This is a genomic window from Roseomonas fluvialis, from assembly GCF_022846615.1.
GTDB classification, from domain to species: Bacteria; Pseudomonadota; Alphaproteobacteria; order Acetobacterales; family Acetobacteraceae; genus Neoroseomonas; species Neoroseomonas fluvialis.
On sequence record NZ_AP025637.1, the window covers coordinates 23505 to 46570 of the forward strand.

Here is a 23066-nt window from a genome sequence, read left to right on the forward strand (position 1 = left end):
CCGATGGACGCCGGCCGGGGCCGATGCCACCCTCCCGCCATGCCGACCCAGGACGACATCCGCGCCGCCGCCGAGCGCATCGCCCCCCATATCCGGCGCACGCCGGTCATCACGATCCCGCCATCGGAGACGGGGCTCGAGAACCCGCTGGTGCTGAAGCTCGAGCAGCTGCAGGTCACCGGGTCGTTCAAGCCGCGCGGGGCCTTCAACCGGATGCTGTCGGCCAAGGTGCCGCCGGCCGGGGTGGTCGCGGCCTCGGGCGGGAACCATGGCCTGGCGGTGGCGCATGCCGCAAAGGTTCTGAAGGTCAGGGCGGAGATCTTCGTCCCGGAGATCACGCCCGAGGCCAAGCGCGCCCGGATCGCCGCGACAGGCGCGACGCTGACGGTCGGTGGTGCCGCCTATGACGAGGCCCGCCGGGCCAGCGAGGCCCGCGCCGCCGAGACCGGCGCGCTGCTGGTGCATGCCTATGACCAGGAGGAGGTCCTGGCCGGCCAGGGCACCGTTGCGATGGAGTTCGAGGCCGATGCCCCCGACCTGACCCACGTGGCCGTGGCGGCGGGCGGCGGCGGGCTCTATGGCGGCATGGCATCGTGGTACCGGGACCGGGCCACGCTGGTGATCGTCGAGCCGGAGGAATGCCCGACGCTGTTCCTCGCCGGCATGATGAAGCAGCCGGTGGACGTGCCCTCGGGCGGGATCGCGGCGGACAGCCTGGGCGCCAAGCGTGCCGGCGCGCTCGCCTTCGCCATCATGATGGATCATGGCGGGCGCTGCGTGATGTTGCAGGACGACGCCATCCGCGACGCGCAGCGCTGGTTGTGGAACCGCCTGCGGGTGGTGGCCGAACCGGGTGGCGCGACGGCGCTGGCGGCGGTGCTGTCGGGTTCCTTCGCGGCGCCGAAGGGCGCGCGCATCGGCGTGGTGGTCTGCGGCGCCAATTGCGACCCGGGGTCGGTCACGGCCTGACGCGCGGGCGCGGCCCCTTTGGCCGCGGCGGCGTAGCCCCTAGATTGCCCCCCGATGCGAAGGATGGGCTGCGCCATGATCGGACGTCGCGGATTGGGTGCGCTGGGGCTGGCCGCGGCGCCGGGCCTGGCGCGGGCACAGGGCGCCTGGCCCGATCGTCAGGTGCGCCTGGTGGTCGGCTACCCGGCCGGCGGGCCGTCCGACATTTTCGCCCGGCTGCTGGCCGCGCAGATGGCGCCGCGCCTGGGCCAGGCGGTGGTGGTGGAGAATCGGCCCGGCGGCGGCGCGGTGCTGGCCAGCGAGACCGCCGCCCGTGCGCCGGCCGATGGCCACACCTGGATGCACGTGGACAACGGCATCCTGGTCTACAACCCGGCGCTATATGGGCGCCTGCCCTATGATCCGGACCGCGACTTCGCAGGCGTGGGCTTCATCGGCCGCTTCCCGCTCTACATCGTGTGCCGGGCCGATGCGCCGTTCGCGGACTTCGCTGCGCTGCTGGCGGCGTCGCGCACGCGGGCGCCGACCTACGGCAGCCCGGCCGTTGCATCCCCCCATCACCTGGCGATGGAACTGGTGAAGCGGCGTTCGGGCCTCGCTGCCGAACACGTGCCCTATCGCGGCGGCCAAGCGGCGATGCAGGACCTGCTCGGCGGCAATGTCGACCTGGTGATGATCGACACCGCGACCGGGCTGCCCTTCATCCGTGACGGGCGCGTGCGCGCCCTGGCGGTTTTGAGCGAGTCGCGCACCGCCGAGGCACCCGCCGTGCCAACGCTGCGCGAGCTGGGCCACGACGCAGTGGCGGTGGGCTGGCAGGGCATCAGCGTGCCGCGCGGCGTGCCCCTGCCGGTGGTCGCGCGCCTCAATGCCGAGATTGTGCGCGCGGTGGCCTCGGAGGAGGTGCAGGGCCGCATGCGCGCCCTCGGCATCCAGACCAACGCCTGGTCGGCGGCGGAGTTCGACGCCTTCGTGGCGGCCGAGAACGCGCTGTGGCGGCCCTTGATCCGTGAGCTGGGCATACGGCTGGACGCTTGACCCGGCGCGCGGTGCTGCCCAATTTCGGTGCATGAAGCGGCGCGCGTTGATCCTGGCCATGATGGCCTGCTCCACGGCCCTGCCGGCGGCGGCCCGCGAGGGCGCCGTGCAGCGCAGCGGGCGCGCCGTGGAACGCGCCGCCAAGCGAAGCGGTGCGGCGGTGGAACGTGGCGCGCGGCGCACCGGGTCGGCGCTCGAACGCGCGGCGGACTGGACCGGGCGGCGGCTGCGCCGCGCCGGGGAATGGGCCTTCGGGGACTGACCCGCGCGGAGCGCCGCGCACACCATTTCTTCGTCCTTTTGGCGGTTCTTGGGTGCCCCGTTGTCGCCATCGCGGCGCGGCATCATCTGCTGGACGCCGGCGCGCAGACGCCGGGTACCGTCGGAGACCCACGATGCGCGTGATCCCTGCCGCCCTTCTCCTCGCCGTCGCCGCGGCGCCTGCTCTGGCACAGAGCACGGGCAGCCTGCCGCCACCGGTGCCCGTGCCCGGCGCCACGGCGACGCCGGCGCCCAACGACGCCACCGCGGCGCGTCAGCCGGGCCTCGGCGAGCGCGCCGGCGCGGCCGTGGACCGCGCGGCCGAGCAGACTGGCCAGGCGCTGGAACGCGCCGCCGAGGATAGCGGATCCGCCATCGGGCGCGCGCTGCGCTGGTCCGGCCAGCAGATGCAGGGGGCTGGCGAATGGACGGCGCGGCAGGGCGAGCGCATGACCGGGCAGGGCGCACCGGCGCAACCCGCGACGCCGCCCGCCGCGCGATAGGCCGAAGGACAGCGGCGGGCGCCGCGACCAAAGCGCCCCCGGCCGGCAGGAACGTCGCGGCCATTCCGGCGGCGGTGCGCCCGCGACGCGCGCTCGCGGCCGCCGGCCTTGCACGCCGCCGCCGCCGCGCAAGTGGTGAAGGCGACTTCGCCAGGGGCCGGCCAGGGCCGCGATCGGTGCGGCCCTTACCGTCAGGTCAGCCTTGCTGCGCCTGCCAAGCCTGCGCGATCTCCGCGCCCGTCGCGTTCCACACGCTGCCCGTCGCCATGATGGCATCGAGCATCGCCCCAAAGGCGCGGATCCGGTGCGGCTGGCCCATCAGCCAGGGCGTCACCGACAGCGTGAGGATGCGCGCGCCGCCCGTGGCGGCCGCCTCGGCATCGAGCGCCGCATGCGCGGCGAGGACGGATTGGCAGAAATCCTCGGTCGCCATGTTCTGCTGCTGCAGCATCTTCTGGTCCGCAAGGTCCTGCGGCAGCGGCATGGCCAGCAGCGGGCGCGACGACGTCGCCATGGAATACGGCATGTCGTCGTTCAGCCAGCCGCTGGTCCAGTCGAAGCCCTCGGCGGCGACCAGGTCGAGCGTACGCGGCGATTCCGAATGCGCGGGGGAATGCCAGCCGCGCACGGCATCGCCGAAGCGCGCGCGCAGAAGGGCGGCGGCCTGCTTCACGGTGGCGGCTTCCTCGGCCTCGGGCACCTGGCCGTGGTGGAGGTGGCCCATGTCGAGGCCGGCGCAGGCTGGTTCCCACCCGGCGGCGGCGATGTCGTCCATCAGCACCGGATAGAGCGGCGCCAGCGCGGCGCTGAGCAGCGCGGTGGCCTTGAGGTTCCGCGCCGCCATCGCCTTCATCATGCGATAGATGCCGATGCGGTTGCCGTAGTCGCGCTGCGTGTAGTCCCAGAAGGACGGGTAGGGGCGTTCCATCCCGCCCGGTGCGATGAAGGGCTTGAGCGGCATGTCCATCGGGAAATGCCCGACATGCACCGTGATCCAGAGCGCCACGCGCGCCCCGCCCGGCCACTGCACCGGCTTCGCCGTGGGCAGCGCGCGGTAGGGATAGATGTCGTGGTCCATCCCCCGCTTGCGCAGCGGGTAGTCGAGGTAGTCCGCCGGCAGGCCGCTCATGGCGTGCCCTCCTGGATCCACGCCTGGTGTGCGGCCAGGTGGTGTTGCGTGTAGTGCGCGGCGATCTCGCGCCCGGTCGCGAGCCAGACCTTGTCGTGGCCGGTGACGTGGCGAAGCACCTCGTCCAATGCGGCGATGCGGTGCGGCTGGCCGATCAGGAAGGGGTGCAGCGGCATGCACATGACGGTGCCGGACTCCGCGCCTTCCTCGTACAGCTGGTCGAACTGCGCCTTGCAGATGGCGGCGAAGCGGTCGGGCGGCGTGTTGCGCATGACCAGCAGCGGCACGTCGTTCACTTCGAGCGAATACGGGATCGACACCAGCGGCTTTCCCGAGCGCGTGCGGATGGGTGTCGGCTGGTCGTCGTGCAGCAGGTCGAGCGTGTACTTGATGCCCTCCTCCGCCAGGATGTGCTGCGTCGCTTCGTCGTTCGAGATGGCGGGGGTGAGCCAGCCATCGAGTGATTGGCCGGAGGCGCGCAGGATGGTCTCGCGGTTCTCGCGGATGACCGCGCGCTGCTGGTCCTCGGTCATGCCGTAGAAGTAGCGCGTGTTGTAGGTGCCGTGGCTGAACAGCTCCCATTCGAGCTCGCAGCAGCGCTCGATGATCTCGGGGTAGTGGTCGCAGACGGCGACGTTGAGGCTGACGGAGCCGCGCACTCGGTGCTTCGCCATGACATCGGCCATGCGCCAGAAGCCGACGCGGTTGCCGTAGTCGCGCCAGGAATAGCCGGTGACATCGGGCAGTGGCCGCGGCCAGGGCGGGCGGCGCGGATTGGGCGGCGGGTAGAGTTCGTAGTGCTCGATGTTCGGCGCGACCCAGAAGGCCACGCGCGCCCCACCGGGCCAGGTGATTTTCGGCCGGCGCCGCCAGGGCATGTAGTCATAGTGCTGCTGTTCCTTGAGCATGGCGTCAGCCCTCCAGCGTGGGAATGGCGGCCAGCACGTCGGCCACCGGCATGACATCGGCGTATTTCACCGCCATGTCATACAGGTTCGCGAAATGCGGGCTCTCGTGCTTGTCGGCCACGCATTCCTCCGGGACGATCATGCGGAAGCCGCAGGACAGGCCATCCACCACGGTGGCGCGCACGCAGCCGGAGGTCGACCCGCCGGTGACGATCACGGTGTCGATGCGGTGGAAGGTCAGCAGCGACCGGAAGTGGGTTTCGAAGAAGGCGGACGCCATGCGCTTGTTGAACACGATGTCGGTCGCCGCGCGCTGCGTGCGCGGATCCAACTGCGCGCGGGGCGAGCCTTCCTTGATGTTCTGCAGGCTGTCGGGCGTGTCGGTGCGGGTGCCCCAGACGCCGCAATCCTCGCCGCTCGGAAGATACGCGACGTAGGTCCAGACCACCGGCCAGTTGCGCGCGCGGATGGCAGCACTCACGGCGTTGATGTGTTCGATCTGTCGCGGGTCGGTCTCGTAGGCGGTGACGTAGGTCTGCGGCTGGGTGTAGGCGCATTGCACGTCGATGTTCACGACCGCGGCGCGCCGGCCGAACCCGAAGCGCCGGCGGGTCGGCGCAGCCTTGAACTCGGTGTAGAGCTGCCGTGCGGTCTTGCCGTCCTCGATCATCGGTCCTGCCTTGCGCTGCCGGTGCGGAGTCTGCGCGCCGGCGCGCGATTGGCAAGGGGCTACGCCGCCAGGAACTCGTTCCACTTCTCCGTGTAGTATTCCAGGTTCGACGGGCGCGTGTTCCACACATACACACGCTGCGAACGATCCTCGAGCGAACCGCCGTCGCGACCCTCGCCGCCATAGACCTGGCGGATGAGTTCCGGCGGCAGGTACTGGCCGTAGGTGTCGATGCTGGAGAAGTAGCCGATCTCGGTCTGCCGCGCGCCGGCGAAGCCTTCCAGCCAGAAGTTCAGCCATTCGTAGCAGGCGTCGAGGTTGCGCGTGGTAGCCGAGATCGCCTGGCCCTGGCACCAGGCGCGGTAGCCTTCCTTCGCGACCGCGTAGCGCACGGGAATGCCCTTGCCGGCGACTTCCACCACCACCGGCCACCAGGCATCGGCGATCCAGACTTCCTCGGACGCCATCAGGTTCACCAGTTCTCCATAGGCGCGCCAGAGCGCGCGGAAATGCCCCTCGCGCTTCTTGCTGATCAGGAAGGCGACGACGGTGTCGACCTCGCGGTTGGTCAGGTTCGAGATATCGGCCGGGTCGATCAGGCCGAGCGCCTTCATCCCCAGCGCCGCGTCCAGCATGCCCAGCCAGTCGATGCCGAACAGCGCGACCTTGCCGCGGTATTTCGGGTTGAACAGCTCGCCCCAGGACAGCTCGTTGTTCACGGCTTCGACGTGGCGCGTGTTGTAGCCGATGCTGTCCATCTGGAAGAAGGTCGGCATGAAGATCGCCTGCGTCTTCGCATCCGAGGTGTACATCATGCGCCCCGGATTGGCGCCGAGACCCAGTGGGCTGGTCGGCGTGGCGCGGCCATCCTTCAGCAGCGGATGCATCTTGGACCAGTTCGGGATGCGCGAGACATCGATCGGCTGCGTCAACCGTTCGCCATTGCCATAGGCGGCAAAGGGCGCGTCGGTGGTGATGCAGTCGACCGGCGCGGTGCGCACGCGGTCGATGCGCGCCTGCGTCGACGGGTTCACCCAGGGCCGCGGCGTGATGTTCGTCCGCCGCGCGAATTCCCGCAGGATGGGTTCACGCATGTCGAAGGAGGCCCCGGCCAGGTTCAACTGCCGCGCCTGCGCCTGCGCGATGGAGGGCATGGCGAGGCCGGCGGCGGTGGCCCCGAGCAGATGGCGACGTCCGATCGTCATGATGCGTGGCTCCTTGTTGGGGTCAGCGGGGCTGGACGCGGCGGCGCAGCGCCCAGAAGGCGAAGGTGAAGACGCCGATGGCGAGGAAGGAGAACACCGTGGTCGTTGTGCCGATGGCATACAGTTCGGGCGTCAACTGCCGGTCGAGCTGCGCCATCACCGCGAGCGGCAGCGTGAGGTCCGCGCCAGTGGTGAATAGCGACCGCGGATATTCGTCATAGGACAGCGAGAAGCCGAACAGCCCCGCGCCGATCACGCCCGGCAGCACGATGGGCAGGGTGATGCGGCGGAAGGTGGTGAGGCGCGACGCACCCAACGTCAGCGCCGCTTCCTCGAGCCGCGGATCGAAGCGGTTGAACACCGCGAGCATGGTCAGGAAGCCGAAGGGCAGCGTCCAGGAGACATGCGTGATGTAGGCCGTGGTGTCCCAGGACGGGTCGATGCCCAGCATGCGCATCATCAGCGCGAAGCCGAATCCGACCAGGATGCCGGGCGCCATGATGCCCAGCAGCAGCAGGTAGAAGAACAGGTTATGCCCGCGGAACTGCCCACGCACCGCCTGCGCCGCGGTGACCGACAGCACCACCGTGGTCAGCGAACACGCCAGCGCCAGCATGAACGACCGCAGCAGCGGCGGCTTGAAGTCGTTCATGATGGAGGCGTCCCACAGCTCCCGGTACCAGTGCAGCGACACACCATTCATCGGGAAGGTCGTGCCGCCCGTGGGGCCCGCAAACGACAGCAGCCCCAGAACCAGCATCGGCAACCACTGGTACAGCAGGAACAGCCCCATCACGGTGCCGAGCACCCATCCGGTCAGGCGCGAACGTGTCTTCCAGTGCAGCATCAGCGCGCACCGAGCTTGCGGATGTCGACCACGCGCAGCGCCAGCACCACGCCGGCCAGCATGCAGCCCATCAGCAGCACCGCCGCCACCGCGGCGAAGCGCAGCTGCGAGCCTTCGTAGAAGTTCAGCACCAGGTTGCCGAGCAGCGCATACTTGTTGCCGCCGATGGTCGCGACGGTGGCGAAATCCGCCATCACGTTCAGGAAGACCAGCACCTGGCCGATCACCACGCCGGGCAGCGTCAGCGGAAACACGATGCGCCGGAATACCGTGACCGGCGGCGCCTTCAGCGTCATCGCCGCCTCGCGCAGCGCGGGCGGGATGCTGGCCAGCATGTACACCACCGGCCCCGCGGCGAGCATGGTGTAGAGCGACACCTGCGCCATGGTCACGCCGGTCATGGAGTACAGGAACACCTCGATCGGGCGCGACGTCAGCCCCATCCCCATCAGCGCCTGGTTGATCACGCCGTTCACGCCGAGGAACGGCACCCAGGCGATCGCGCGGATCAGCGTGGAGGTCCAGAACGGGATGATGAAGGCCAGGAAAAGCGCGGTGCGCCAGCGCCCGTTCGTCACCTTGCAGACCAGGAAGTAGGCGATGCAGTAGCCGAGCGTGCCGCAGATCGCCATCAGCGTCGCGGCTTGCAGGAAGGTGCTGCCCACCAGGCGCAGATACGACGCGTTCGAGAAGAAGCGGATGTAGTTGTCGAAGGTCAGCGGGCTGCTCGCGCTGAAGGCCCGCCCGCCCCAGAAGGACACCCACAGGATCAGCAGCGTCGGCACCACCACCGCTGCCAGCATCCAGGTGCCGGCCGGTACCGCGAGCCAGAAGGCGGCCGCGGAGCGGATGCGGATGGTGCTCATGCGTGCAGCACCGCATCCTTGGTGCGCCAGGCGAGGGTGGTGGTCTCGCCCTCCCGCAGACGCTGCTTCGCGGCGCCGAACTGGTCGTATTTGAGCACCACGCCTGTAGCGCTTTCCAGCACGTGGCGGCGATAAGCGCCGAAGAACTCGACCGTGGTGCAGCGCGCGCTGATAGCGTTGTCCAGCGGCTCGCCTTCCTGCACCAGTTCGGCGCGGATCGAGAAGGACACCTCCGCCCCCGGCATCGGCGCGGCGCGACCCGCCAGCGGCACGAGGAAGCGGCCATCGGGAGTGTCGACTGGCAGCACGCCGGCATCCGCCGCGCCGGCCTTGCCGCGCAGTACGTTGTTGCCCTGGATGAAGCCCGCGACGAAGGCGGTGGCAGGGCGCGACAGCACTTCGTCGGGCGATCCCTGCTGTTCGATCTTCGCGTGGTTCATCACCACCACGTGGTCGCCGAGAGAAAAGGCCTCGTTCTGGTCATGCGTGACCCAGATGAACGAGATGCCGGTGCGCTTCTGCAGCGCCTTCAGCTCCAGCATCACCGTCTCGCGCAGCGAATAGTCCAGCGCGCCGATTGGCTCATCCAGCAGCAGGATGCGCGGTTCGGTGATCATCGCGCGCGCAAGTGCGACGCGCTGCTTCTGCCCGCCCGAGAGCTGCGCAGGGCGGCGCTCCGCCAGCGCCGTGATCTCGAAGGCGGCCAGGACCTCCGCCACGCGCTTCGCGATATCCGCGCGCGGCTTCTTCAGCATCTCGAGCCCGAAGCCGACCTGCTTGGCCACAGACATGTGCGGGAACAGCGCGAAGTCCTGGAACATCATCGCGATGTCGCGCTTCCAGGGCGGGTCGCCGGTCACCTGGCGCCCGCCGATCAGGATATCCCCGTCATCGGGTTCCTCGAGCCCCGCCACGCAGCGCAGCGTCGTGGTCTTGCCACAGCCGGACGGGCCGAGCAGGCAGACGAACTGCCCCTTCTCGACCTTCAGCGATACATCGTCCACCGCGACGAAGCTGCCATAGCGCTTGCGGATGCCCCGCAGCTCCAGGTCGAGCTGCGCGATGATCGGACCACCGGGCATCGGCGCCTCGGGCATCGCTCAGGCCGCCTGCGTGACGGGCAGGCGGGACTTCATCAGCGGCATGATGCGCGTACCGAACTGCTCCATGCCGATCAGGAAGTCATCGAAGGTCAGCATCACGCCGGCCAGGCCCGGAATGTCAGCGAGCTCGTCCATCTGCCTCGCGATGGTCTCGTAGGACCCGATCAGTCGCAGCATGTTGGTGGGCACCCGGTCGGACCGCACCATGCGGCCCACGGTGGAATGCGCCTCGGCCTTCACGTCCGCGGCCGCCTGCGAATCGCGCCAGGCCAGCGCCTCGGTATCGGTGCCGGCGACGTAGTGGTCCCACTTCGCCATCGCCGCCGCGTCGGTCTCGTCGGCGATCACCATCATCAGCAGCATCGCCTCGCAGTCGCGCCCCGCCTCGGCGTTCGCGGCGAGCAGGCGCTGCGTGTGGGGCGCAACCTGGCTCACATCGTTGATGCCGCCGGCGCTGATGAAGTTGTAGTCGGCGTGCTCGGCCGCGAACTTCATGCCGCGGTTCGACTGCCCGGCGGCGATCAGGCTGATATGCCCCGCCGGCGTCGGCGCCACGCGGCAATCCGTCATCTGGTAGAATTCGCCCTTGTGATCGGACACTCCGGTCGACCACAGGTCGCGCAACACGGTCGCGTATTCCTCGGCCAGTTCGTAGCGCCGCGCGAAATGCTGCTCACCCGGCCAGATGCCCATCTGCTCGTATTCGGCCTTCTGCCAGCCGGTCACGATGTTCACGCCGAAGCGCCCGGGGCTGATGGAATCGATCGTCGCCGCCATGCGCGCGATGATCGCCGGCGGGATCGACAGCACCGCGACCGAGGCGAACAGTTTGATGCGCGTGGTCACGGCCGCGAGGCCCGCCATCAGCGTGAAGCTCTCCAGGTTGAAGTCCCAGTAGCGCGACGGCCCGCCGAAGCCGCGCAGCTTGATCATCGACAGCGCGAAATCGAAGCCGAAGCGCTCCGCCTTCAGCGTCACGTCGCGGTTGAGCTCGAAGCTCGGCATGAACTGCGGGGAGGTGCTGGAGATCAGCCAGCCATTGTTCCCGATGGGAAGAAACACGCCGAGCTTCATCGCCGCCCCCGTTGTCCGTGGGACCCAAGGCTAGGCGCGCGGTGAAAGGGCGAACAACCCGCCAGCACCCGCAAGTTGCGTAAAAATGAGTCAAGGTACGCCGCATCCGCCGATTCGTTGCGCGGATTTCGGCTTCGTGCCGACAAAACGGGCATCTTCCAGGCTTCGTGATCCGCGCCTGCCCGTCCCGGTGGAAATTGATCGCCTGTCATGGATAAGGTCGCGCAACCCCGGCGGCGGGGCGTGCGGCCACGGGGGGACAGGACGGCATGGTGTTGACGCTGGCGCTCGAACGCGTGGACTTCCTGCCGCTCGGGCGCGTCACGGACGACACCTCCATCCTGACGCTGCGCTCCCTGGTCTTCGAACCGCTCTGCCGCTGGCGCGACGGGCGTGTTGAACCTGGCCTGCTTGCCGCCTGGGCGCATGACGATGGCGGCCGCGCCTGGCAATTCGCGCTGCGCCGCGACGCCACCTTCCACGACGGCAGCCCCTGCACCGCCGATGATGTGGCCGAGACCATCGCCGCCCACCTGCGCGGCATCGACATGTTCGGCATGCCCTGGCCCTATGCGCGCTACCTGGCGCATGCGCGCATCACGCCCGAGGGGCCTGGGATGCTGTCGATTTCGACGCCCGAACCCCTCGCGGACCTGCCGGAGATACTGGCCGAATTCTTCGTCATGCGTGCGGCGCCGGATGGCGCCATGACGCTCGGCACCGGGCCGTATCGCGTGCTGGACCACGCTGCCGGGTCCCATGCCCTGCTGGAAGCGACGGAGGCGCCCGGCACACGCCTGCGCATGGTTGCGGTGCCCGATGCGCAGGCGCGGCACCGCATGGTGGCCGAGGGCGGTGCGGATGTCGCCGCGAACCTCGAGCGTCTGGCGCACCCTGGCCTGCGCGATGCCACGCTGCGCTGGGGCCATGCGGCGAACACACTGTCGGTGATGTACTACCTCGACTGCCGCCGCGGCGCCTTCACGCACCCAGCGGCGCGGCGGGCAGTGAACCACGCGGTCGACGTGCCGGCCATCATCGACACGGTGTTCCACGGCCTGGCGGTACCGGCATCGACCGTGGTCAGCCCTTTCCACCTCGGCCATCGCGAGGCAGCGCTGGAACCCATCCGCCACGACCGCGACGCGGCACGCCGGCTGTTCGACGAAGCGCGCGTGACCGGCGAATTGCTGATCCGCACGCCGCTGCACATGCCCGAACGCGCACCACGGATCAGCGAGATGATCGCGCATGACCTGGCGCGCATCGGCATCTCCGTGCGCATCGACACGGAAGCCGACCGCCCCGAATACGCGCGCCAGGTGGGGCGCGGGCAGATCGGCGACCTCGCGATCTTCGACAGTTCCCCGGCCTCGACCTTCCGCGTGCTGAACGACAAGGTCTCCTCCACCGTACAGGGCCAGTGGTGGCAGGGCTTCGACGACCCGGTGCTGGAGCCGATGATCGCGGCCGCCAACCGCACCATGGACATCGATGCGCGCGCCGGGGCCTATGCGCGCTGCCTGCGCCGGCTGCACGAAAACCCGCCCTGGCTGTACCTCTTCCACCCGGTCGAGTGCTTTGCCGCGCGGCCGGATGCGCCGCCGATGTCGCTCGACCATCGCGGCGTGCTGACGATCGGCTGAGGAATATCGCATGGACCCACGCGACCGCGTCTTCGTCACCGCCGCGTCGCTGGCCGCACGGCTCGCCGCGCCCGTCGCGATCATGGCGGTGCGCAACCCGCGCCTGCCGGAGCATGCCGCTGCGCCGCGCATCCCGGGCGCGATCGACATCGACCTGCCGAGCGAACTCGCCGCACCCGGCGGGGGCACGCGCGGCAGCCGCCCTCTGCCGGATACCGGGGCGCTGCAGGCGAATGCGCGCCGCTGGGGCCTGCGCCATGACATGCCTGTGGTGCTGTATGACCACGACCGCTGCCTGACCGCCGCGCGCGGCTGGTGGGTGCTGCGCTGGGCTGGGCTCGGCGACGTGCGGCTGCTGGATGGCGGCTTCCCCGCCTGGTCCGCCGCCGGCCTGCCGGTGAGCACGACGCCCGGCGCGCCCGCGGCCAGCGAGGTCGCACTCTCGCCCGGCCACATGCCAGTGCTGGATGCCGATGCGGCTGCGGCAATGGCGCGTGACGGCGTGCTGCTCGATACGCGTATCCGCGGCAACTACATCGGCGGCGCGGCAGCACCCGGCCAGGCGCCGCGCGGCCATATCCCCGGCAGCGTCAGCGCGCCTGCCGCCGATGCGCTGACCGAAGCCGGCGCCTTCCTGGATGCCGCGACGCTGCGGCATCTGTTCGGCGCGCTCGGCGCCGATGGCAGCCGGCCCATCGGCGTGACGTGCGGTGCCGGGATCTCGGCGGCACATGGCGTGGCGGCGCTGGCGTCTATCGGCGTGACGGCAGCCATGTACCCGGGTTCGTGGTCGGCCTGGAGCGCCGATCCGAACCGCCCTGTCACGATCGGTGCCATGCCGGGCTGAACACCCGGCGCGGGATGCCCAGGCTGGCACGCCGGATGCTAATCGTCGTAATGCCATCGACGATCCTACGCTTAGCGCGACCCCTCGCTTTCTGGAAACCGACCGCATGACTCGCCTGCACCGCCGCAGCCTTGCGCTGCTTCCCGCCGGGCTGCTCACCGCGCCCGCCCTTGCGCAGGACGCCCCCTGGCCGAACCGCCCGGTTCGCCTGGTGGTGGCCTTCCCGCCCGGCGGCCTTACCGACGTGATGGGCCGCATGGTGGCGCAGCGCCTGCAGGCAGAGCTCGGCCAGCCCGTGGTTGTCGAGAATCGCGGCGGCGCCGGCGGCACTACCGGCACGCAGGTGGCGGTGCGGTCCGCACCCGATGGCTACACCCTGGCCTTCGCCGCGCCATCCACGCACGTGACGGGCCCCATCCTGTTCCCCACGCCGGGTTATGACGGCATCAGCGATGTCGCGCCGATCGGCGCCTTCGCGTCGATCGCTTCAATCGCGGTGGTGCACCCTTCCGTGCCAGCAACTTCCATCGCGGAGTTGACCGCACTCGCGAAGGCACGACCCGGAACGCTGAACTTCGGGTCGGCCGGCGCCGGCGGATCGGTGCACCTGGCGGGTGAGCTCTACAAGATGCGCGCCGGCGTCGACATCGTGCACGTGCCCTATCGCGGTGGTGCGGCCATGTTGACGGACCTGCTGAGCGGACGCGTGCAGATCGCCTTCGACAACCTGCCGCAGATCCTGCCGCATGTGCGCTCGGGCGCGGTGCGTGGCCTGGCGGTTACCAGCAGCGAACGTCTGTCGGTCATTCCCGAACTGCCGACCATGGTCGAGGCGGGCGTGCCAGGCTACGAGATCATCTCCTGGTTCGGCCTCACCGCGCCGCTCGGCACGCCGGCGCCGATCGTGGCGCGCATGAACGCCATCCTGCGCGCGATGGTCGCGGACCCCGCGGTGCTCGCACAACTCGCGCAGATGGGGGCGAACCCACTGTCGATGACGCCGGAGCAGTTCGGCGCCTTCCTGCGCGCGGAGCGCGAACGCTACGGGGAGATCATCCGCGTCAGCGGCGCCCGCGTGGACTGATCGGCCGCCCGCCGCCTGTCGTCGGCTCGCGCATCGCCCTGCTGCCGGGCTCGCTGAGGATCATCGCCCGCGCGGGCCGTATGTACGGTTAAGGCATCGCCGAGACAGGCTGCGTCGCGCCCATCGGCTGACCAGCGCCGTGGCGGTCGCGCAGCACGGCGAGGGTGGTGGCTTCCTCCGCGGCGCGGCGGTGCGGCGACCAGCCGAGCGTGTCGGCCAGCACGGCGGCGACCTCGCGTACCGCATCCTCGCTCGCCTGGCCGCGCAGCGCGACCAGGGTGCGGCGCAGGATCACGTCGGAGAGACGGGTAACGAGTTCGCCGCGCGCGATCCAAGCGATCTCGCCGGTCGAATGGTCAGGCAGGGTCGCGAGCGGCGCGTCAGGGCCGGCGGCGATGGCGCGCGCCGCGTCACGCGCGCGGGTGCCGTAGCGCGCCAGCAGCGCATCGATTCGCGCTTCCGCGATTCCCGTCTCGCGCGCCACCTCGCGCAGCCAGGCCGCCCGGTCGGCGGGGAAGCCGGCACCGCCGCCGATCGGCAGCGCCTGGGTGCCGGTGGCGTGCACACGACCAAGCCGGCGCAGCACCTCGTCCGCGGCCTGCTCGCCGAAGGCACGGAACGTGGTCCACTTGCCGCTGACCATGGACAGCACAGGGAACGGGCGCTGCGGCGTCGCCTCGCTCGCCACCAGGCTGTGGCTGCGCGGGATCATGCTGGGCGTGGCGGCATCGACATGCGGCAGCGGGCGCACGCCGGAATAGCGGAAGCGGATGTGCTCGCGCCCGATCGCGAGGTTCGGCAGCACCTGGTGCAGGACGGCGAGCAGGTAGTCGACCTCGGCCTCGGTGCAGTGGACGCCGTCGGCGTCCTCCACGCGGATATCGGTGGTGCCGAGCAGCACATTGCCGAGATAGGGGAAGACGATGCAGGTGCGCCCGTCCGGCGCCTCGAAATACAGCATCGCGTCGCCCAGCGCGGCACGCAGCCCGTCGTGGTCGATCACCAGGTGCGAGCCCTTGGTGCCCCCGATCATGCGCTGGTTGATGCCCATGGGCGCGTTGACGCGGTCGATCCAGGCGCCAGCCGCGTTCACCACGAGGCGCGGGGCGATGCGCAGGGTCTCGCCGGTAGTGCCATCGCGGATCGTCACGCCCTCGGCACCGATGCCCTCCGCCGCGGCGTAGGTCAGCGCCTCGGCCAGCGGCGCGGCGTGCAGCGCATCCAGCACCAGCTCGAGGTTGATGCGCTCCGGATGCGCCACCCAGCCATCCCAGTATTCCGCCGCCGAGGCGATGCTGCGCGTCAGCCCCGGCATGGCCGCCAGCGCGGCGTCGCGCCCCAGCATCCGGTGCCGCGGCATGGTGCGCTCCCGCCGGCCGAGCCAGTCGTACAACGCAAGTCCGATGCGCACGAGAACCGCGCCGCGCCGGCCCGCCTGCACCGGGCGGCGGAAGAAGCGCGCCACCGCCGCCAGCGTACCGCCCCATAGGTCGTACAGCGGCACCACGGTACGCAGCGGCCCGACCAGATGCGGCGCGTTGCGTAGCAGGCGGTTGCGTTCGGTGGCACCCTCGCGCACCAGGGCGAAGTCGGCGGTCTCCAGGTAGCGCAGCCCGCCATGCACCATCCGCGACAGGGCGGAGGACGCGCCCTCGGCGATATCCCCCCGGTCGACCAAGAGCACGCGCACGCCATTCAGTGCGAGTTCGCGGAAGACCGCCGCGCCGTTGATGCCGGCGCCGATCACCAGGACCTCGACCGAGGGGTCCTGGCGCAGCCTGTCGATCACCGCCTGGCGGGAGAGGTCGCGCATGCGGTGTGAGTAGAGCAGAACCCGATCGGATGAAATCATCTGGTCAGGCAACAATGCCGCTGTAGGACTCGCGGCCCGGGCCAGGGGCCGCGCCGGGGTTGCCGCCCGGGGGCGCCGCGCGCAGGCTTCGCGCAACGGAGGAATATGCCATGGCCGACCTGACCATCCGCGAGGTGCGTACCAGCCTGCTGCGCATGCCCTGGGCGGATGACCCCTGGCTCGCCGGCCATGCGCTGGGGCCGACGCGCGACCTGGTGGTGGTGGACGTCGTGACGGCCAGCGGCCTGGCCGGCATGGGCTACCTGCACCTGCTCAACCTGCCGCTGCAGCGGACCATCGGCGCCTGCATCGACGAGGCCATGGCGCCGCGCATCATCGGGCGCGATGCCACCGCGGTGGAGGCCATCTGGCGAGACCTGTGGCGCGCGACACTCACCGGCGGGCGCGGCGGCGTGGCCATGATGGCGCAATCCGCCATCGACATCGCGCTCTGGGACGTGGTGGGCAAGGCCGCCGGGCTGCCGCTGCACCGGCTGTGGGGGCACTACCGAAGCGAGATCCCGATCTACGGCAGCGGCTGCTTTCGCGGGTCGCGCGGCGCCGGCATGATCGCGAAGGCGCAGCACTTCGTCGCGCAGGGCTACAAGGCGATCAAGATGCAGGTCGCGCATGTCGGCGACTGGCGCACCGATGTGGCGAATGTGCGCGCGATGCGCGATGCGCTCGGGCCGGACATCGAGATCATGATCGACGTGAACATGGGCTGGACAGCGGACCAGGCGATCCATGCCGGCCGCCGCATCCAGGAGCACGACGTCTACTGGCTGGAGGAACCGGTGCTGGCCGACGACTACGCCGGCTACCAACGCTGCGCGCAGATGCTCGACATGCGCGTGGTCGGCGGCGAGACGCATTTCGGCCGCGCCGACCTGCTGCCGCTGCTGGAGCGCGGGCGCATCCCGATCCTGCAGCCAGACCCGATGCGCGGCGGATTCACCGAACTGCGCAAGATCGCGACACTCGCCGACACCCATGGCGTGACGATCGCACCGCACCTGTTCCCGGAACTGAACGTCCACCTTCTGGCGTCGATCCCGAACGGGATCTGGGCGGAGCAGATGGGGCTGCTGGACGATGTCTTCATCAACCTGCCGACCATCAGCGACGGCATGATCATGGCCCCCGAGACGCCGGGTCACGGCCTGGTCTTCAAGCCGGAGGTGCTGCGCGACTTCGTGCTGCGCTAGGTTTCACCCGCCACGCGGAGGCACCACGTCCGGTCAGAACGCCATCCACCCGCCATCGACGAGCAGGTTGTGGCCGGTAAGGTAAGTCGCCTCGTCGCTCGCGAGGAACAGCGCGGCCTGCGCCACGTCCATCGGGCGGCCGAGCCGCGGCATCGGCGTGCGCATGGTGGAGTATTCCATGGCGTCGGTGCCGGCACCGGCCGGCCTGCCGGTCAGGATGCGGCCGGGTGCGACCGCGTTGCAGACGATGCCCTGCTTTGCATAGTCCACCGCGACCTGCTTCGTGATGTAGGCGGCCGCCGCCTTGCCGGTGCCGTAGGCGATCTTGCCAGGTGCCGCGACCATGCCGTGCTGGGAGGAGATGTTGACGATCCGCCCACGCACCTCGTTGACCGGCGCCTGCGTGAGGAACTGCTGCACGGCCCGCTTGCAGCCGAAGAATACGCCCTTCGCATTGACCGCCATGACGCGGTCCCAGTCGGCCTCGGTCGTCTCGAGCAGCGGCTTGCCGTCGCCGCGGATGGCGGCGTTGTTCACCATCACATCCAGCCGGCCGAACTCCGCCGCCGCGCTGCCCACCAGCGCGTCCACGTCTTCCCAGGCGGCGACGTCGCAGCGGAGGAAGCGGACCGTGCCGCCGGCCTGCGCGATCACCTCACGCGTCGGCGCGCCGCCTTCGAGCGGCGTTTCCGTCACGTCGCCGATCACCACCTTCGCACCCTCGCGCGCGAACAGCACCGCGATGGCGCGGCCGATGCCCGAGGCGCCGCCGGTGACGACCACCACCTTGTCCTGCAGCCTCATGCGACCCTCCCGCGCGTGGTTCAGCCGAGCATGGCGCGCGCCTGGCGCTCATCCTCGGCGATCGCGGTCTTCAGTTCCTCGAGGCCCGCGAATTTCGCGTCGGCGCGCAGGAAATGCACCAGGCGCACGCCGATCTCCTGCCCGTAGAGGTCGCCGGCGAAGTCGAAGATGAAGGTCTCGAGCCGCGTCTGCGGGTCTCCGCCCAGTGTGGGGCGACGGCCAATATTCGCGACACCCTTTGCTTCGCGCCCATCGGGCAGCGCAACCGTCACGGCGTAGACGCCGCGCGCGGGTTCGAGGTGCCGGCCGAGCCACATGTTCGCGGTCGGCCAGCCGAGCACGCGGCCGAGCTTGTCGCCGTGCACCACCTCGCCGCGGATCTCCCAGGGGCGGCCGAGCTTCTCCGCGGCGTGGTCGGGGTAGCCGTCCTGCAGCAGGCGGCGGATGCGGGTGGAGGAGACGGCCTCGTTGCCGTGGTGCAGGGGCGGGACGATGGTCAGGCCCATGCCGCGGGCCTCGGCCTCGCGCTGGAGGAAGGCGACATCGCCGCCGCGGCGGTGGCCGAAGGCGAAGTCGGGGCCGCAGGCGAGGTGCTTTGCGCCCAGGCCGCGGTGCAGCACCTGCTCGATGAAATCCTCGGCCGACATGGCGGCAAGCGTGTCGTCGAAGGGGAGCGCAAAGACATGCGCGGCGCCGGCGGCGGCCAGCGCGGCCGCCTTGGCGGGCAGCAGCGTCAGGCGGAAGGGCGGGTCGTCGGGGCGGAAATGCTCGCGCGGGTGTGGTTCGAAAGTGAGGGCGGCGAGCGGCAGGTCGGGGCGCGCGGCGTGCGCCGCCCGCAGCACCGCGGCATGGCCGAGGTGGACGCCATCGAGATTGCCGAGGGCGAGGGCGGTGCCGCGGGCCGCGTCCGGAATGGCGGTCCAGCCTTCGAGGATCATGCCTCCCCCGGCATCAGCCAGCGTGGCACGTCGGGCGCCGCGAAGGCCGCCAGCGCATCCAGCGCGCTCTCGCCATTGGCCGCCAGCATCGCCATGCGCCGCATCTCCTGCTTCAGGAAGCCTTCCGCGACCATGTGGTCCAGCATGTCCATCTGGCGCGACCAGAAGCCCAACGTATCGACGAAGGCCACGCCCTTGCGATGGATGCCGAGTTGCAGCCAGGTCAGCGCCTCGACCGCTTCCTCGAGCGTGCCGTAGCCGCCGGGCAGCACCACGAAGCCGTCCGACATCTCGGCCATCATCGCCTTGCGCTCGTGCATGGACGCCACCACGCGCAGGTCCGGCAGGTCGCGGTTGCCGGCCTCGCGCATCACCAGGCCATGCGGGATGATGCCCGTCACCTCGGCGCCGGCGGCCAGCGCGGCGCGCGAGACGATGCCCATCAGGCCGACCGCCCCGCCGCCGAACACCAGGCCCAGACCCCGCGCGGCGATGGCACGGCCGAGAGCCTCGGCTTCCTGCGCGTATTCCGGGCGCGCACCGGCGGCCGATCCGCAGAAGACACAGACGCGGCGCATACTATTCCGCCGCCGCGGCGCGGGCCTGGCTGGCGCGCGAGGGCACCGAAACATAGGCCTCGCCTTCCAGCACGGGCTCGCCCTTCACGGTGCAGACGGTGCGCAGCGTGGCGCGGTGCTTTTCGGGGTGCAGGGCCATCACCTCGACGGTGGCTGTGACCGTCTCGCCGATCTTCACCGGCGCGCGGAACTTCAGCGACTGCGACATGTAGATGGTGCCCGGCCCGGGCAATTGCGTGCCGAGCACCTTCGTGATCAGCCCCGCCGCCAGCATCCCGTGCGCGATGCGTTCCTTGAAGATGGTGGTGGCGGCGTATTCGGCATCGAGGTGCATCGGGTTGGTGTCGCCGGTGACCGCCGCGAACAACACGATGTCGGCCTCGGTGATGGTCTTGGAGAATTTCGCGGTCAGGCCGACGGTCAGATCCTCAAAGAAATAGAGTTCGGGCATGGGCGGTCGCGGTCCCTCGATGCGCTGCAGCCTCGATGCGCTGCAGCAAGGTCGTTACCGGGGCCGTCCGGGATGGACAAGGGAAAACCCGGCTGGCAGGAACCGGGGCCTCCGTACCAGGGAATACCGCCATGCCGCGCACCGAGATCGGCACCTCCGAACGCCTGCTGGACGAACTGCGCCAGTGGGTCGAGCACGAGACACCCACCACCGACGCGGCCGCCGTGAACGGCCTGGTGGGCCGTGCCGAGACGGAACTCCGTGCGGCCGGCGCCGCCATCGAACGCATCCCCGGCACCGACGGCTTCGGCGATACGCTGGTGGCACGTACGCCGGGGCAGGGCGCCCCGGTGGTGGTGGCTGGGCACCTTGATACGGTGTGGGACCACGGCACGCTGGCATCCTCCATGCCCTGGCGCGTCGACGGCGCCAAGGCGCATGGCCCAGGCATCTACGACATGAAGGCGGGGTCCTTCTTCGCCTTCCATTCCGTGCGCGAGATCCTGCGCCAGAAGGTGCCGACGAAGCGCCCGATCATCCTGCTGCTCACGCCGGATGAGGAGGTCGGCAGCCCGACGTCGCGCGCGCCGATCGAACGTGCGGCGGCCGGCGCGCGCGCCGTGCTGATCCCGGAACCGGCCGGCGGCGGCAACGGCGCCTGCGTCACCGCGCGCAAGGGCGTGGGGCGCTTCGTGATGACCGTGCACGGCGTCTCCGCCCATGCCGGCGGCAACTGGCAGGATGGGCGCAGCGCCGTGGTGGCGCTCGCGCGCAAGATCCTGGAGATCCATGCCCTCACGGACCTGGCCGGCGGCACCACCACGAATGTCGCGCCGATCTGGGGCGGCACACGCCCCAACGTCGTGCCGCCTGAGGCCGGTTGCGAGATCGACTGCCGCGTCACCTCCATTCCCGAGGGCGAGCGTATCGAGCGCATCATCCTGGGCCTGGCGGGCGAGGAGGACGGCATCCGCATCGCGGTGACCGGCGGGATGAACCGCCCGCCCATGGTCGAGACGCCCGCCATCACCGCGCTGTACGACATGGCCCGCGGCATCGCCGCCCGGCATGGCTACGACCTGCCCAAGATGCATCGCGGCGGTGGGTCGGACGGCAACTTCACTGCGGCGCTGGGCATCCCCACGCTCGATGGCCTGGGCTGTACCGGCGCGGGTGCGCATGCGCCTTTCGAGCACATCCTGTGGCAGGATCTGGCACCGCGCTGCGCCACGCTGTGCGAACTGCTCGAGACGATCGAATAGGCAGGCGCCACGCCGATGCGGAACTGGGCCGTCTACGGTGCGGCGGCAGCGGCCGAGATCGGCGGCTGCTTCGCCGTCTGGGCGGTGCTGCGGCTGGGGGCGAGCACCTGGTGGCTGGTGCCCGGTGCGCTGCTGCTGGCGGGTTTCGCCTGGCTGCTGACGCTGGTCGATTCGGCGGCGGCCGGGCGCGCCTTCGCGGCCTATGGCGGCGTCTATATCCTGGCCTCGCTGGCCTGGATGTGGGGGATGGAGGGGATGCGCCCTGACCGCTGGGATGCCGCGGGCGCGGTGCTGTGCCTGGCAGGGGCCGCGGTCATCCTGTTCGCGCCGCGGCCGGCCTGACCGGGGTCAGACGGCCAGGGCCTCCGCCACCTGGCGCGTGCGGCCGATGGCGTCCGAGACACGGGCCACCGCCGCATCAATGCCGGCGATGCTCGCGTTCACATCCTCCATTGCGGTCGAGGCGCTGGACATATTGGCCGACATGCCGCGCGTGACGGCGTTCTGTTCCTCGACCGCCGCGGCCGTCACGCCGACACTGTCGGTGACGGTGGTCATGGCACCGCGGATGCCCACCACCGCCGCGGCGACGCCCTGGGATGTCTGCTGCAGCCCGTCGATCTCGGAGCGGATCTGCTCGGTCGCCTTGGCGGCCTGGACCGCGAGGTTCTTCACCTCGCCCGCCACCACCGCGAAGCCCTTACCGGCATCGCCGGCGCGCGCTGCCTCGATCGTGGCGTTCAGCGCCAGCAGGTTGATCTGGCTGGCGATCGTGCGGATCACATCGACGATGCCGGTCATGGCCAGCGCGGCCTGCGCGAGGGCATCGGCGCTCTCGCCAACCCGCACCGCCTGGGTCAGCCCAGACTCGGCGGCGTCGCGCGTGCGGGCCATGGTCTCGGCGATCTGGCCGATCGACCCCGCCAGTTCCTCGCTGCTGCTGGCCACGTCACGGACATTGGCCGCGGTGGCCGCCGCCGCCGCGGTTGCCGCCTGCGCGGAACTGGTGGAGACACCGACAGCCGCCTCGATGTCGGCGATCTGTGCGCGCAATTCGCGCTGCATCTGCACCTTATCCGAGGCATCGACCGCGAACTTCACCACCTTCACCACCTGCCCGGCCTCGTCGAGGATCGGGTTGTAGGCGCCCTCGATCCAGACGGTGCGGCCATCCTTGGCGATTCGGCGGTAGCGGGACGCGCTGAACCTGCCCGCGCGCAACCCGTCCCACAGCTCGGCGTAGGAGGTGTGGGCCTGGTCCTCGGCGGCGACGAACACCCGGTGGTTGCGGCCGACCAGCTCGGTCTCAGTGTAGCCCATGGCGTTGAGGAAATGGTCGTTGGCGCGCAGGATGGTGCCGTCGGGGGCGAATTCGATCACCGCCTGGGACCGGTTGATCGCCGCGAGTTGCGCCGCGTAGTCGAGGTTCAGCAGGCGGTGGCGCGCATCCGCCCATTCCACCACGAAGCCGATCCGCGCGCCCTTGTCGTCGAGCGGGGTGACCCGCAGGTCGAACTTGCGCGCACCGACCGTAATGGTCGCGCTGTGCGGCTTGTCCATCGCTTCCAGCATGCGGCGCTGGTGCGACGGTGTCTTGTGGAAGATGTCGATATTGCTCCCGACCAGGCGGTCGGCATCGAAGCGGGGCAATTCGCGCTTCAACTCGGCCTCGGCATCGCGCATCAGCGCCATGGCCGAGGCGTTCACATAGGTGATGTTCAGCCCCGGATTGGCGACCATGACCCGCGCCCCAAGGGCTTCGAGCGCGGCCACGCGCTGGGCGGCGCCATCAAGGCGAGGGTGTCGCAGAAACATCGGGCCGG

24 protein-coding genes are annotated in these 23066 nt (G+C 70.2%); 10 read left to right on the forward strand and 14 right to left on the reverse strand.

Annotation, left to right across the window (positions count from 1 at the left end; all coding sequences use genetic code 11):
* Nucleotides 1-39: 39 nt before the first annotated feature.
* From MWM08_RS00110 to MWM08_RS00125, 4 genes are all read left to right on the forward strand, one after another.
* Nucleotides 40-969: a threonine/serine dehydratase gene (locus MWM08_RS00110; protein ID WP_244457442.1), complete on the forward strand. Its 930-nt coding sequence runs from the start codon at nt 40-42 to the stop codon at nt 967-969.
* Nucleotides 970-1044: 75 nt separating this feature from the next.
* Nucleotides 1045-2007 carry a Bug family tripartite tricarboxylate transporter substrate binding protein gene (locus MWM08_RS00115; protein WP_244457443.1) on the forward strand — a complete coding sequence of 321 codons (963 nt, stop codon included), beginning with the start codon at nt 1045-1047 and terminating at the stop codon, nt 2005-2007.
* Between the two features lie 58 nt (nt 2008-2065).
* Nucleotides 2066-2269, forward strand: coding sequence for a hypothetical protein (locus MWM08_RS00120; RefSeq protein ID WP_244457444.1), 204 nt, complete (start codon nt 2066-2068; stop codon nt 2267-2269).
* Nucleotides 2270-2402: 133 nt separating this feature from the next.
* The gene (locus MWM08_RS00125; RefSeq protein ID WP_244457445.1) at nt 2403-2771 is read left to right on the forward strand and encodes a hypothetical protein; all 369 of its coding nucleotides are present in this window, start codon (nt 2403-2405) and stop codon (nt 2769-2771) included.
* Nucleotides 2772-2967: 196 nt separating this feature from the next.
* On the opposite strand, the gene MWM08_RS00130 is transcribed toward MWM08_RS00125, so the two are convergent.
* From MWM08_RS00130 to rutA, 8 genes are read right to left on the reverse strand one after another with little or no spacing between them, the layout of a single operon-like run.
* Entirely contained in the window at nt 2968-3900 is a 933-nt protein-coding gene (locus tag MWM08_RS00130) for a polysaccharide deacetylase family protein (protein ID WP_244457446.1), read from the reverse strand.
* Nucleotides 3897-4808, reverse strand: coding sequence for a polysaccharide deacetylase family protein (locus MWM08_RS00135; protein ID WP_244457447.1), 912 nt, complete (start codon nt 4806-4808; stop codon nt 3897-3899). Before MWM08_RS00135 ends, MWM08_RS00130 begins: the two co-directional genes overlap by 4 nt.
* 4 nt (nt 4809-4812) lie before the next feature.
* On the reverse strand, nt 4813-5478 hold the full coding sequence (locus MWM08_RS00140) for an isochorismatase family protein (RefSeq protein ID WP_244457448.1): 666 nt from the start codon (nt 5476-5478) through the stop codon (nt 4813-4815).
* Nucleotides 5479-5537: 59 nt separating this feature from the next.
* The gene (locus MWM08_RS00145; RefSeq protein WP_244457449.1) at nt 5538-6683 is read right to left on the reverse strand and encodes an ABC transporter substrate-binding protein; all 1146 of its coding nucleotides are present in this window, start codon (nt 6681-6683) and stop codon (nt 5538-5540) included.
* A gap of 22 nt (nt 6684-6705) precedes the next feature.
* The gene (locus tag MWM08_RS00150; protein WP_244457450.1) at nt 6706-7530 is read right to left on the reverse strand and encodes an ABC transporter permease; all 825 of its coding nucleotides are present in this window, start codon (nt 7528-7530) and stop codon (nt 6706-6708) included.
* On the reverse strand, nt 7530-8396 hold the full coding sequence (locus MWM08_RS00155) for an ABC transporter permease (protein ID WP_244457451.1): 867 nt from the start codon (nt 8394-8396) through the stop codon (nt 7530-7532). Before MWM08_RS00155 ends, MWM08_RS00150 begins: the two co-directional genes overlap by 1 nt.
* On the reverse strand, nt 8393-9493 hold the full coding sequence (locus MWM08_RS00160) for an ABC transporter ATP-binding protein (RefSeq protein WP_244457452.1): 1101 nt from the start codon (nt 9491-9493) through the stop codon (nt 8393-8395). The genes MWM08_RS00155 and MWM08_RS00160 overlap by 4 nt, the downstream gene beginning before the upstream one ends.
* Before the next feature lie 3 nt (nt 9494-9496).
* Nucleotides 9497-10561: a pyrimidine utilization protein A gene (gene rutA, locus MWM08_RS00165; protein WP_244457453.1), complete on the reverse strand. Its 1065-nt coding sequence runs from the start codon at nt 10559-10561 to the stop codon at nt 9497-9499.
* Between the two features lie 281 nt (nt 10562-10842).
* Between rutA and MWM08_RS00170 the strand changes: the two genes are divergently transcribed.
* From MWM08_RS00170 to MWM08_RS00180, 3 genes are all read left to right on the forward strand, one after another.
* Entirely contained in the window at nt 10843-12219 is a 1377-nt protein-coding gene (locus MWM08_RS00170; protein WP_244457454.1) for an ABC transporter substrate-binding protein, read from the forward strand.
* A gap of 10 nt (nt 12220-12229) precedes the next feature.
* Nucleotides 12230-13066: a sulfurtransferase gene (locus tag MWM08_RS00175; protein ID WP_244457455.1), complete on the forward strand. Its 837-nt coding sequence runs from the start codon at nt 12230-12232 to the stop codon at nt 13064-13066.
* 106 nt (nt 13067-13172) lie between these two features.
* The gene (locus MWM08_RS00180; RefSeq protein ID WP_244457456.1) at nt 13173-14150 is read left to right on the forward strand and encodes a Bug family tripartite tricarboxylate transporter substrate binding protein; all 978 of its coding nucleotides are present in this window, start codon (nt 13173-13175) and stop codon (nt 14148-14150) included.
* A gap of 88 nt (nt 14151-14238) precedes the next feature.
* Here the strand turns inward: MWM08_RS00180 and MWM08_RS00185 are convergent, their stop codons facing one another.
* On the reverse strand, nt 14239-15963 hold the full coding sequence (locus MWM08_RS00185; RefSeq protein WP_244457457.1) for a glycerol-3-phosphate dehydrogenase/oxidase: 1725 nt from the start codon (nt 15961-15963) through the stop codon (nt 14239-14241).
* Between the two features lie 149 nt (nt 15964-16112).
* On the opposite strand from MWM08_RS00185, the gene MWM08_RS00190 reads away from it, so the two are divergent.
* On the forward strand, nt 16113-17210 hold the full coding sequence (locus MWM08_RS00190) for a mandelate racemase/muconate lactonizing enzyme family protein (RefSeq protein ID WP_244457458.1): 1098 nt from the start codon (nt 16113-16115) through the stop codon (nt 17208-17210).
* Nucleotides 17211-17243: 33 nt separating this feature from the next.
* Here MWM08_RS00190 and MWM08_RS00195 read toward each other — a convergent pair whose 3' ends face one another.
* From MWM08_RS00195 to MWM08_RS00210, 4 genes are read right to left on the reverse strand one after another with little or no spacing between them, the layout of a single operon-like run.
* Nucleotides 17244-18014, reverse strand: a complete 771-nt coding sequence (locus MWM08_RS00195; RefSeq protein ID WP_244457459.1) for an SDR family NAD(P)-dependent oxidoreductase — start codon at nt 18012-18014, stop codon at nt 17244-17246.
* A gap of 20 nt (nt 18015-18034) precedes the next feature.
* Entirely contained in the window at nt 18035-18952 is a 918-nt protein-coding gene (locus tag MWM08_RS00200; RefSeq protein ID WP_244457460.1) for a bifunctional riboflavin kinase/FAD synthetase, read from the reverse strand.
* Nucleotides 18949-19530: an LOG family protein gene (locus tag MWM08_RS00205; protein WP_244457461.1), complete on the reverse strand. Its 582-nt coding sequence runs from the start codon at nt 19528-19530 to the stop codon at nt 18949-18951. Before MWM08_RS00205 ends, MWM08_RS00200 begins: the two co-directional genes overlap by 4 nt.
* Nucleotide 19531: 1 nt before the next feature.
* The gene (locus MWM08_RS00210; protein WP_244457462.1) at nt 19532-19981 is read right to left on the reverse strand and encodes a MaoC family dehydratase; all 450 of its coding nucleotides are present in this window, start codon (nt 19979-19981) and stop codon (nt 19532-19534) included.
* A 131-nt stretch (nt 19982-20112) separates the two neighbouring features.
* On the opposite strand from MWM08_RS00210, the gene MWM08_RS00215 reads away from it, so the two are divergent.
* Both MWM08_RS00215 and MWM08_RS00220 read left to right on the forward strand, forming a co-directional pair.
* Nucleotides 20113-21243 carry a M20 family metallopeptidase gene (locus MWM08_RS00215; RefSeq protein ID WP_244457463.1) on the forward strand — a complete coding sequence of 377 codons (1131 nt, stop codon included), beginning with the start codon at nt 20113-20115 and terminating at the stop codon, nt 21241-21243.
* A 15-nt stretch (nt 21244-21258) separates the two neighbouring features.
* A complete protein-coding gene (locus MWM08_RS00220; RefSeq protein WP_244457464.1) occupies nt 21259-21585 on the forward strand; it encodes a YnfA family protein in 327 nt (108 codons plus the stop codon).
* Between the two features lie 6 nt (nt 21586-21591).
* Here the strand turns inward: MWM08_RS00220 and MWM08_RS00225 are convergent, their stop codons facing one another.
* Complete coding sequence (locus MWM08_RS00225) at nt 21592-23058, reverse strand: methyl-accepting chemotaxis protein (RefSeq protein ID WP_244457465.1); 1467 nt, start codon at nt 23056-23058, stop codon at nt 21592-21594.
* Between the last annotated feature and the right edge of the window lie 8 nt (nt 23059-23066).